The sequence below is a fragment of the Acinetobacter sp. DL27 genome (assembly GCF_055810995.1).
Window position 1 is genome coordinate 1,875,165 of sequence record NZ_CM147947.1, and the last position, 11,936, is coordinate 1,887,100.

At 40.6% G+C, this 11,936-nt stretch carries 11 protein-coding genes and 1 riboswitch; of the genes, 3 read left to right on the forward strand and 8 right to left on the reverse strand.

The features are described from left to right. The first annotated feature begins 112 nt into the window (after window positions 1–112). Both AC0KVP_RS09110 and AC0KVP_RS09115 read left to right on the forward strand, forming a co-directional pair. A complete protein-coding gene (locus AC0KVP_RS09110; RefSeq protein ID WP_473336163.1) occupies window positions 113–874 on the forward strand; it encodes a 3-oxoacyl-ACP reductase in 762 nt (253 codons plus the stop codon). Window positions 875–1,015: 141 nt separating this feature from the next. Next, window positions 1,016–2,170 carry an MFS transporter gene (locus AC0KVP_RS09115; RefSeq protein ID WP_473336165.1) on the forward strand — a complete coding sequence of 385 codons (1,155 nt, stop codon included), beginning with the start codon at window positions 1,016–1,018 and terminating at the stop codon, window positions 2,168–2,170. A 55-nt stretch (window positions 2,171–2,225) separates the two neighbouring features. Here AC0KVP_RS09115 and AC0KVP_RS09120 read toward each other — a convergent pair whose 3' ends face one another. The 8 genes from AC0KVP_RS09120 to AC0KVP_RS09155 form a co-directional block, all read right to left on the reverse strand. After that, complete coding sequence (locus AC0KVP_RS09120; RefSeq protein ID WP_010326752.1) at window positions 2,226–3,716, reverse strand: amidase; 1,491 nt, start codon at window positions 3,714–3,716, stop codon at window positions 2,226–2,228. A gap of 52 nt (window positions 3,717–3,768) precedes the next feature. Next, entirely contained in the window at window positions 3,769–5,199 is a 1,431-nt protein-coding gene (locus AC0KVP_RS09125; protein WP_473336168.1) for a GGDEF domain-containing protein, read from the reverse strand. A 255-nt stretch (window positions 5,200–5,454) separates the two neighbouring features. After that, a complete protein-coding gene (locus tag AC0KVP_RS09130; protein ID WP_004693026.1) occupies window positions 5,455–5,682 on the reverse strand; it encodes a hypothetical protein in 228 nt (75 codons plus the stop codon). Window positions 5,683–5,864: 182 nt separating this feature from the next. Continuing rightward, window positions 5,865–7,109 (reverse strand): D-amino acid dehydrogenase, encoded by a 1,245-nt coding sequence (locus tag AC0KVP_RS09135; RefSeq protein ID WP_473336172.1) that lies wholly within the window; start codon window positions 7,107–7,109, stop codon window positions 5,865–5,867. Between the two features lie 132 nt (window positions 7,110–7,241). Continuing rightward, window positions 7,242–7,328: riboswitch (glycine riboswitch) on the reverse strand. A gap of 250 nt (window positions 7,329–7,578) precedes the next feature. Continuing rightward, window positions 7,579–8,379, reverse strand: coding sequence for a hypothetical protein (locus AC0KVP_RS09140; protein ID WP_473336174.1), 801 nt, complete (start codon window positions 8,377–8,379; stop codon window positions 7,579–7,581). Between the two features lie 258 nt (window positions 8,380–8,637). Next, window positions 8,638–9,729: a chorismate synthase gene (gene aroC, locus AC0KVP_RS09145; protein ID WP_004979510.1), complete on the reverse strand. Its 1,092-nt coding sequence runs from the start codon at window positions 9,727–9,729 to the stop codon at window positions 8,638–8,640. Between the two features lie 15 nt (window positions 9,730–9,744). Beyond that, window positions 9,745–10,755, reverse strand: a complete 1,011-nt coding sequence (prmB, locus tag AC0KVP_RS09150) for a 50S ribosomal protein L3 N(5)-glutamine methyltransferase (RefSeq protein WP_473340480.1) — start codon at window positions 10,753–10,755, stop codon at window positions 9,745–9,747. A gap of 105 nt (window positions 10,756–10,860) precedes the next feature. Next, window positions 10,861–11,250 carry a lysozyme inhibitor LprI family protein gene (locus tag AC0KVP_RS09155; protein WP_228254625.1) on the reverse strand — a complete coding sequence of 130 codons (390 nt, stop codon included), beginning with the start codon at window positions 11,248–11,250 and terminating at the stop codon, window positions 10,861–10,863. A 226-nt stretch (window positions 11,251–11,476) separates the two neighbouring features. Between AC0KVP_RS09155 and AC0KVP_RS09160 the strand changes: the two genes are divergently transcribed. Next, on the forward strand, window positions 11,477–11,782 hold the full coding sequence (locus AC0KVP_RS09160; protein ID WP_428853735.1) for a hypothetical protein: 306 nt from the start codon (window positions 11,477–11,479) through the stop codon (window positions 11,780–11,782). The last annotated feature ends 154 nt before the right edge of the window (window positions 11,783–11,936 follow it).

Here is an 11,936-nt window from a genome sequence, read left to right on the forward strand (position 1 = left end):
TAAATGAGCATCGAAAACTTGAAAAGCAGTGGTTGTAAAGCCTAAGGTACGGAAAGGTTTTGATATACTTGTTTTATCTAAGAATACATGCATTTATCTGCTCGGAAACATCATGCACATTAAAAATCAAGTTGTACTGGTCACAGGTGGCGCACGTGGTTTAGGTCTTGCAATTACACACGCCTTAATCAATGAGGGTGCTCGTGTAGTCGTGAACTATTTGAACAGCCACGTTGCAGCTCAAGCCTTAGTCCAGCAGTATCCAAAGCAGGTTTTTATCTACCAAGCTGATGTTACAGACAGTGCACAAGTCACAAGTATGTTTGACGCAAGCTTTCAGCATTTTGGACAGCATATCAACGCCGTGGTTAATAATGCGCTGATTCAGTTCGAGTTTAATGGTGAGGCCCGCCCAAAAGTTCATGAGCTACGCTGGGAAACCATGCAACAACAATTTGAAGGTGCTGTTAAAGCCGCTTTGAATACAACCCAAGCGGCGCTTGACGGTATGAAACAAGGTCAGTTTGGACGCATTGTAAACATCGGAACCAATCTGGTGCAGAACCCTGTGGTACCTTATCATGACTACACCACGGCGAAGGCAGCACTGTTGGCGTTTACGCGTACCTCAGCGCATGAACTTGGTCAATACGGCATTAATATCAATATGCTCTCTGGCGGTCTACTGCAAACCACTGATGCTAGTAAAAGCACGCCCAATGAAGTTTTTGATTACATCGCGAGTGCAACACCACTGCGTCGTGTAGTTACACCTGAGGAATTTGCTTCAGCCATTTTAATGTTCTTATCACCATATTCTTGTGCTGTGACAGGTCAAAACTTGATTGTAGATGGTGGTTTAGTCAAAGGCTAATTGACCTTAATCCCTGAGCACTAAATAAGCATGATTAAACAATTCCATTTTTAAAATTCTCGAAGCTTCATCGACTTGAAGCTTTATTTAGATTCAAGTCTTCTTCAAAATTTGCTCACCTTAACCAAGGAATACAGTACGATGCTTTCTTTCCCCATTCGGCACCGACTGGCAGTTTTTTACTTTTTCTATTATTCCATTGTGGGCACCTTCATGCCGTTTTGGAGCCTGTATCTCGAAGATCAAGGCTTTAACTACAGTGAAATCGGTATTCTTTCCTCAATTGCGATCATTACCCGCTTTTTTGCTCCTTTTATTTGGGGCTGGATTGCAGATAAATCAGGGAAACGTATGCTCTTGGTCAGAGTCGCAACGTGGATGGAAGCCTGTATTTGGTTCATGATTTTTATCATTCCAAACTCATTTCAGGCGATCGCCCTGCTCATGCTGATCTTTAGCTTTTTTCAAAATGCCATTCTGGCTCAGTTCGAAGGCGTAACTCTATTTTGGCTCGCGGAACAACGCAGTGCTTTGTATGGAAAAGTTCGAAAATGGGGCTCTGTCGGTTTTATTGTCGGGGTTTTTGGTATCGGAGCCTTATTAGAGATTTTACCCATCTCTATGCTGCCAGTTTTATTGCTGTGTATTTCTTTTTTGGCCTTTATTTGGTCATTTAGCATCAAAGAACCGACCACTGCACCCAATTCACAAGGGCAGCTCGAGCCATTATTACCTATTTTAAAAAAACCCGTTGTCGCTGCATTTTTCGGTATCGAGTTTATTCTACTTTTTTCACATGCGCCCTTTTATAGTTTTTATAGCAACTTCTTAAAACAAGCTGGTTACTCAACCACAGAAATTGGTTTTTTGTGGGCTGTCGGTGTCATAGCTGAAATTATTATGTTTGCCATTGCGCACATTTTTTTCAAACGCTTTTCATGGCGACTAATGGTGTCTATTTGTCTGATCCTCACGGCGCTACGCTGGTTTATGGTGGGTTCTTTTCCACAAATTTTCGCGATCCAGTTCTTCGCACAAACCATCCATGCCTTTAGCTTTGGTTTATTTCATCTCATCGCCATGCGTATCATTTTCCAAAACTTTAGCTTAGGACAACAAGGACGCGGTCAAGCCTTATATAGCACTATGTGGGGACTGGGTGTAGCGTCTGGAAGTATTCTTGCAGGACATTATTGGCACAGCCTGTCAGGCGAACATATTTTTATTCTGGCAGGCTGTGCTGTGCTACTGGGCTTGGGTTTTATTCGCTACTTACCCAAAGAAGTTCAAGCTTAAAAAGTTCTCTTCTGATCTGCGCGCATAAATTGCAGCAGTTTCATTAATCAGCTTTCTAAACTTTGATTTCACTATATTTATGAAACCATGGCTGGGCCTGTTCAAGCTGACTAGCCAACTGTAAGAGCCGATCTTCACGGGCAAAAGGCGCAATAAACTGTGAACCAAGCGGAAGATTGTCAGCATTCCAATACAAAGGTACAGACATCGCGGGTAAGCCTGTGATATTGGCTAACTGGGTAAAAGGCACCCAACGCAAATTATCTTTCACAATTTTATCGACCAGTTTTCCTTGTGCCAGCAAATGTGCTTTGCCGACTTTTAGTAAGCTTTTTAAAATTGGTTTTTGCCATGATGGGGTAGAAATTTGCCCATTTTTGGGCGCGACTGAAGCTGTAGCAGGAGTCAGATAAAGATCATAATGATCAAAGAATTGGTTCATTTTAGTGACATACACGCCCCAATTATTCAGATTATGAATATATTCTAACGCAGTCGTTTTCGCACCAAAGGCAGCCAAAGCTAAAGAATCTAGCTCAAAGTCTCCTGCTGTGGTCGGAACGTGTTGCTTGATCTGCTCTAACATATAAGAAAATTGACTAAACCACGTCGTGATAAAGTCTCTGGCCAAAGACATACCATCTATCTCAGGTTGTGCTTCAACCACTGTATGTCCTAGAGACTCCAACAAACGTGCAGTATGGTGCACAGCATCAATTGCATCTTTAGACACTGTGGTTCCGATAGGTGACTGAGTACTAAATGCAATTTTAAGTTTTTTTACAGGCTGCTGTAGACAGGCCAAATAGCTTTGGCTGGGTAGTTCAATTTTAAACAATGAACTATGCTCTGCACCCTGCGTTGCATCTAACATCGCTGCACTGTCTCTTACACTTTTACTCAATACATGCTGTATCGCAGCGCCATGCATTGCTTCACTCATATCTGGGCCCCACGGCGTACGTCCACGACTTGGCTTTAAACCAAATAAACCGCAATACGATGCAGGAATTCGGATCGACCCGCCGCCGTCACCCGCACCTGCAATCGGAACAATCCCTGCGGCCACTGCAGAAGCGGAACCACCCGATGAGCCACCACTGTTATGTTTTAAATTCCAAGGATTATGACAGGCTCCCCAAGCATCTGATTCCGTAATGCCTTTGATTCCAAACTCAGGAGTATTGGTACGGCCAAAGGTTAAAATGCCTGTGTTTTCCCAACGGTTTACAATTTCTGCATTATGTTCTGCAATATGGCCCGTACGTTTAAATGCTTGGCATCCATAAGAAGTTGGATAACCTGCATATTCTTGAAATAAATCTTTTACTAAAAATGGCACCCCTGCAAATGGACCAGACAATGCATTTTGTGCTCTGTTCTTGGCATAATCATGCATAGGAATAATAATCGCATTTAAAGCAGGATTGGTTTGCTGACTACGCTCAATTGCAATTTGTAATAATTCAGCGGGATGGATTTGTTTTTGTGCAACCAACTCAGCCAAACCCAGCCCATCATAACGAAGGTATTCAGAAAAATTCATTTTTATCCAAGTATATAGTTTTTATTGTTTTATACTTTTACTAAATTTTAACCTATGAGGCAAGTTGTACTTGATTACGTCCTAAAGTTTTGGCTTGATATAACGCCCGATCAGCACGATTTAACAAGCTCTGTAGGCTATTTTGCGTTGGTAAAACTTGATGCACCACCCCAAGACTCACCGTCATGCTCAAAACAGCATGTGCCACTTGAGTTTTTGAAGTAGCGACAGCACAGCAGATACGTTCTGCAATGATTTGCGATTCAATTTCAGTGGTATTATTTAACACCACCACAAATTCCTCCCCCCCCATACGCGCAAATAAATCCTGTTCACGCAAATTACTTTTCACCGTCGTGGCAAAGCTTTGTAGCAATACATCACCAATATAGTGACCATATTGATCGTTCATTTTCTTAAAGTGATCAATATCTAGCACAATGATACTCATCGATTTAACCAAATTTTCCTTCAATAAGTTTTCAGTTTGAGTGAAGAAAAAACGGCGATTTCCCACATGAGTTAAGGGATCGTGGTTGGCCAGATAAAGCACTTCTTTATACAGATCATGACGATTACGACTCACAATACATAAAAGCAAAGGTGCAATCATCAACATGCACAGCCCTATACGCACCGAAATAGAAGTGGCCAAGAAGTTATCTGCTGTACGTGAAATATAATAGGTCGTTAAACTATGGTAAGTCACAAAACAAACCAAGCTGTTAATAATACTCACATAAAATAAGTTGTAACTTAAAGCCGCCCAAATGAGCCCTGCTAGAGGGAAAAGTAAGGCGCCTGGACCAAAGAAAAGATGAGTACATGCCACAGAAATTAAAACTGAGAGTAAGGGTAAAACATCGACAAACTGGGTTTCGCACTGTCTACGATTATTCCAAAGATACTTTAATTTCTTCGCTGCCGGAAAGGTTAAAATGAGGGGTAAAAGTGAAATACAATTTAGTACTTCCCCTGTCCACCAAATATAAAAATCAGCCCACAAGTCTTGCGTGCTCATGAAGGTGTGTGGCACATACGGAACGACCGCAACGGCAAATATCGCACTGGAAAAACATCCAAGAAAAGCACAAACCAAGAAAAGATAAAGAAAATTTAAGCCTTTGTTATATGCACGATAATCAATTTGTAAATAATGGATAAAAAATAACGAAACGCCTACCGTCATAAAATTGGCGATCGTTAAAGCCAAAGTCAGCTCAATATGATTCCCTGTGACTAAGTCTGCCAACATATAACCAAGAAAAGCGCCCAACCAACCGCCGACATTTCTAAGTGGCCTAAACCGTAAAAATAAGCCGATCAGTACAGCATTAGCTGGCCAAAAATAAGCGAAATATGCAATCGGTCGAGTGAATATCCCAAGCAAGCAGCAGACAAAAATCACCGCAGCAACAATCAAACATGCTCGGCCATGCTGTTTAAAATTCAACGATACTTCTGTGAGCTTAACTGCGTACAAAATATTCCCTCATTTTTACATGAGTTATGATTAAACATCATGTTTTCTACTGTCTATTTGCTTGCAAACGATGCGTTGATGAAAACCATCACAGATTGACAATATTTACTAAATAAACTCTATCGATTGTTCGTTATGGTTTCAATATGATTTTTTGATTTATATCCTGAATCTAGATATTTACGATTAAATGCTGATTTCACTCTCATCCATAAAAAAAGCCTCCGCATCGGGAGGCTTTTATCATCTTTGGACTTATTTTGCTTCAGACGCTGCCGCTGGTGCTGATGCACCTGCTTCTTCAGACTCTAAAGGTGCAGCATCAATCATCTCTGGACTAACTTCAATATTGGTTACTGGTGTTTCAGCCGCTGAACTTTCCACTGGCGTTTGTTCAGTCTCTTGTTTTTTGTCACTACACGCAGCAAGCGACAGCATTGTTGCAGAAGCTAAAACCACCAAAGCCATTTTCATGTTAATCATTATTCACCTTCACATTAGTCATCAATTGCTTGAAACAATACTACTTATTTTTGCTCAAGTTTAAAGTATTCATTTGTGAGCAATCTTTTGAAATTAAGGCAGAATTATAACATCATTAAACAGAAATAATAAAAACAAGCTCGAAGCAAACTTGTTTTTATCTATCCAAGAATGCACTCGAATTAAACAGGATACGCTGTCGCGACTTCCTGACTAATCATTGCCGCAGTTGCTGCAGATAGCGTCCAACCTAAGTGCCCATGTCCTGTATTAAAGAACACACGTTCTAGCTTTCCACGGCGAACTACAGGCATCATATTCGGCATCATGGGGCGAAGACCTGCCCAAGGCACAACATGCTCTGTCGAGACTTTAAAGTTGCGGTTGGTCCAATCTACAAGAGGTTGAATCCGATCTGCACGGATATCACGGTTATAGCCATTAAACTCAGCAGTGCCCGCAACACGGAAACGATCTTTGCCTAAGCGTGAAGTTACAATTTTCGCACTTTCATCCAGCAAACTCACCCATGGCGCATTTTGCTGACTCTCTTCATCATTCAGCATGACAGTAATCGAATATCCCTTTACAGGATAAACATTGACGCGCTCTTGAACCAATTCGGCCAATTGATAACTACCCACCCCTGCACACACCACAACAGCATCGGCAGCGAGCATTTCAACTTCCGCTGGTGCAAGCTCTACATTCTCAGAACTAGGTTGTAACTTCACTTCAACGCCTGAGGCTAAATGCTGAATATCTGTCACATCCATACCAAAACGATACTTCACACCTAACTTTTTGGTGACTTCAGCCAAACCTGTGGTGTATTTATGAATATCACCGGTCGCATCGCCTTCACAATAAAATCCAGCATAATAGTCGCCGGTCAATGTCGGCTCAATTTGCTTAATTTCTTCATTGCTTACGCCGCAACGTTCAAGTCCACCTTTATTCAACATATCATTGACGCGAATAGCAACGTCATAGTCTTGTTTATTATAATAAAAATGTAAAATGCCACGTTTTTCTAAATTAAAGTCGATTGACTCTTTATCCGCAATTTCGAACAAGCGTTGACGAGCCAATAAAGCCAAACGTACTGTTTCGTGGGTATTGGCCTCATAATGTTTAATATTGCCCAGAAATTCCATCAGCCATGCATATTTATGCACACTAAACGCAGGATTGAGCAATAAAGGAGCAGATTTTTGAGACATCCATTTCATGCCTTTCAGCACTGTCGATTTTTGGTTCCAAACTTCAGCATTACATGCAGACAGTTGTCCACCATTTGCAAAAGAAGTTTCCATGGCTGGAAATAAATGCCGATCCACAACTGTCACTTGATAACCCAGTTGACTTAATTCATACGCAGTTGTGACGCCTGTAATTCCAGCACCAATGACAACGACATGACACATAGACACCTCCTTTTTATTGTTTGATGTCAACCCCATCTGTCATGTGTACCTGAGAGCTTCGACCTAAAACATCCCATGATGTTTTAAACCATCCCCTTCGGTGAGTGATTGAACACTTCTCTCCAGAGTTTTTTCATTATTACAGTCCTTTTGCCTGAGAGTTTCCGGGGTCGTTGCTCCTTCGGCGAATGCAGAACATTTCTCTCCTGCAATAATGCTTATTATTCTATGAGCAATTTATATACCATGTAATCACCCGATTGGAAACTGCTCTTAAAGTATTATCTTTCGTTTATTTTTATAGAGCACAACCTCAGCTTAGGGCAAGCGTTGCACTATACTGGCTAACATGACTATCTTTTGCTTCAAAAGAGGACGCATGCTGTCCGACATTAGCGCTATCCTGAGGTCATCTAAACATCTTTGAGCATGGGTACGGTCTATACTCTTCGGATGTTTCATTTTATTTTTACTCAACCTTAAAAGAATGAATGAGTTGTTCTGCATTTTGATAAATTTCTTGCCAATGCGGTAGTAACTCACTGTGAAAGCTTATAGTGATATAACTCGTATTAAACCCATAATTGGGCTGATGTGTATTAAATTCACAACTTGTTGCCCCACTCTTAAAATAAAGACATACAATAGTGAGACTTACCCCTTTACCTTTACGCTCTTGCCAATACACCTTTTTTCTAACACCGTCATCACTTTTTACCTCTATTTCATAGAGCCCTAAATCTGAGTTAAATGTTTTTGTTTCATCTACCCATATTTCACTCACCTCTTCTCCACTAGAAGAAAACATTCCTTTTCTTAATTTTCTTTTTAACTGACCAAAATAATTAAAGAAGTCTTTACTTCCCCACTCCTCTTTCCAAACGGAACGTTGGTTTAATGCGATTTTGATATCATTTTTAAACTCAGAATCTAGTTTAAAGCCTTCTCTAGATGCTTTCATTTCAGGCCATTTCACTTTCAAAGCAATACTTTGAATTTGATCATCACAGCCTTTAGCCTCGTGTTCTTCTTCGATATTTTTCCCCCAATAATTCACACCTTGATAAGTCACTCTGCCATAATATAAATACTGCTTATCAATGAGCATGTGCCGATCACCAAATTTTCCACAAGCATATAAGCGCGCTTTAACTTTTTCAGGGTCATGCATACTGTCATAGCCGTATATCAACAATGAAATAACCAAAACTGTGAGTAATGATAAAAATATAATGGTGCCTCGTCTGACTGTGCTTATCTTTTTATTCATATCCCCCTTCCTTTTTTCTTTTAAAAATGAACTCTCTAAATTTTCTTACTCAGTAAGACCGAATGAAGATTCATCAACGGTTGACCTACATTGGCACTAAATAGGTAAGATGCCGTTTGATGAGTATCGTGATAGCCATAGCGCACATAATATGCCAACAACTCTTTTCTTACATTTAAGATTAGCTTTCATACGCAAATAAAAAAGTCAGACCGAAGTCTGACTTTAATGTACTCTCTTAAATATAAAGAGAATTTTTTAGTATTCAATCGGTGCAAATGGTGCAACGACATCTGCATTTTGAGCACGATGACGCAGAAAGTGATCCATTAAAACAATCGCAAGCATTGCTTCTGCAATCGGAGCCGCACGTACACCTACACAAGGGTCATGACGACCTTTGGTTAATACGTCAGTATCTTCACGATTAATATTAATCGTTTTACCTGGTGTGGTAATAGATGCTGTCGGTTTCAACGCAATTGCAACACGAATAGTTTGACCACTCGAAATACCGCCCAAGATACCCCCTGCATGGTTCGCAAGGAAGCCATCAGTAGTTAACTCATCACGGCTTTCATGTCCAAACTGACCAGCAACGGCAAAACCATCACCAATCTCAACCCCTTTGACCGCGTTAATAGACATCATGGCATGGGCAATGTCAGCATCTAGACGGTCAAAAACAGGCTCACCCCAACCTACAGGCACTTTTTCCGCCAAAATTTCAAGCTTTGCACCGCAACTGGTACCTTGTTCACGCAATGAAGTCACCAGTGCTTCAAAACGCGGTACGGCATCGACATCGCCACAAAAAAATGGATTATTAGGTACTTCGTTCCAATCCAATTTTTCCGCAATTTCAGTCCCAATTTGGGTCACATGACCACGAATTAAAATACCAAACTTTTCAGCCAAGTATTTTTTCGCAATTGCACCCGCAGCCACACGCATAGCCGTTTCACGCGCACTTGAACGGCCACCACCACGGTAATCACGGAAACCGTACTTTTGTGTATAAGTATAATCTGCATGTCCCGGACGGAAGCTTTGTGCAATGTTACCGTAATCTTTGGATTTTTGATCGGTGTTACGAATCAATAAACCAATTGGTGTGCCTGTTGTTTTACCTTCAAACACACCTGAAATGATTTCAACTTCATCAGGTTCTTTGCGCTGCGTGGCAAATTTAGAGGTTCCCGGCTTACGACGGTCTAAATCTTTTTGTAAATCGTCTGCTGTAAGCTCAAGGCCCGGTGGAACACCATCCACAATCGCCATTAAGCCTACACCATGAGATTCACCACAAGTCGTTACACGGAAGAGTTGCCCTATACTATTACCTGCCATGTCTAACGACTCCTTTTATGCTTGAACAGATTGAATGAATAAATCACGGAATTGACGGCATTGAGCAGCGGTCAATGCAAAGATTCCTGTACCGCCTTTTTGGAACTGTAACCAGTAAAAATCAACAGTATTAAAGTTTTGGCGCATTGCCCATTCAGAATTACCCACTTCAATCACGATGAGGCCATCTTCAGTTAAGTAATCTGGCGCTTGAGCTAACATTTTACGAACCAAATCTAAGCCATCTTGACCTGCCGCCAATGCCAATTCTGGCTCATGGTGGAATTCTTCAGGTAAATCTGCCATGTCTTCAGCATCCACATAAGGTGGATTAGACACGATAAGATCGTATTGATTTTCAGCAGGAATTTTGGAGAACAGGTCAGACTCAAGTAGAGCGACTTGATACTGCTTGTCGTGGTGTTCTGAGTTAATTTGAGCCACTTCTAAGGCTTCTTTAGAAATATCCGTTGCATCTACTTCGGCATCTGGGTAGGCATAAGCCAAAGCAATCGCGATACAACCTGAGCCCGTACACATATCTAAAATACGTTGTGGCGTTTTTGGATTCGGGTTTTCTGGCAAGTTATTGACTGCTTCACCCATTTGGCCATTTTCACCTAAGCAATAAGGCGCAAAACGGTTTTGAATCAATTCTGCAATCGGTGAACGTGGAATCAGTACACGTTCATCGACATAATATGGCTTGCCATCAAAATATGCCAAATTAAGCAAATATGAAGTCGGTACTTTTTCATTAATACGACGTTCTAATAAGCTTAAAACTTCTGTCTTTTCGCTTGGTAGTAGCTTCGACTCTAAGATTTCAACATCCGCATTCCAATCTAAAGATAAAGTTTGTAAAACCAAAGCTGAACTTTCAGCAAAATAGTCTTCTGTACCTTGACCTAAATGTGCATCGTATTGACGTAATGCTGTCACTCCAAAACGGATAAAATCACGAATTGTGCTTAAGTTTTCAGCGGCTTCCTGTATATGTTCAGGGCTAATAGTCGGGCGATCCACTAAAGGCGTCTCCAAGGTCATAATAAAAACGCCTTATGATACCCTGTTTTTCTATGATTTATAATGTTTTGATGCACAGCAAATACATTTTCATGCGCTTTGCTCTTATTTGCTTATACGGCCTGTACGTGCTTCGTACATATCTGCACGGGTTTGTGTCATTTGCATCAGACACGAAATACGCTGTAATTCAGTCTTTTCATTTTTCACGATAGGTTTGTTATTACAAATCTGATCACGCTGCGCCAGCCATTGCTGATGAGACTGTTTAACCAATCCTTGCTCTTCTGCAGGAGCCTTGGCTAAATACGGCTTAAAAACTTTCTTTAAGCGTTTCTTTTGTACTTTATATTCTTTACTCATGCATGCATCAATTTCACTCAACACATTGCCAGTTTGTTTCATGCATGCTTCATATTTTTTAGTTGGGCCCATTGCATAGGCTGAACCACTGAATAATCCCACAACAAGCAACGCACTGAATATTTGTTTCAATTCCTTTCCCCAAAGCAAATTTTCTTCATTGATTTTTTAGTCTAATCATTCACAGCATCTACGTGCTGCAGCGCTTTAATATAACATCCTATTTTGTATGAACATACTAGCCTCTTATAAAATTTCCACCTCACAGCTTTTTACATGAACTCACAGGCTTGGCATTGAAACCTGATCAAACAGCCTTATTATAAAGTGAGTTCTTCTGCCAATTTTCCCCAAACTTATGAGTTATAAACACAACAACTTAATGGCGATGCGTGAACGCTATTGGAATGACACTGAAAACAATCATGTCGACACTGAAAAAGCTTTCTTTCAGAAACTGTTACAGCAGCAAGGGATCTATGAATGTGCAACCCTTGAAGATGCTCGATACTTCTTTTTTAGTCTACCAAGCATCATCATTGTTAAAGGTTATGCACATGGATTTATGCACCAACCGGTACAAGAGATGATCCTGCAACACATACAAACGCATAAAGATGAATTGATTCAGAAAAATACGCTTAAAGTAAAATTTCGCATGTAACAATCCCGATTAGGCTATATTTAGATGGTTGCTTAACACTTATGGCCTTTTTTAACTCGAGATTCAGTAAGTTGAACTTTTTTAATACGTGAATACACGATATTATCCGTTACAATCTAAAATGCTGCCCTTGCTGATGAAAGGATTTTACTGA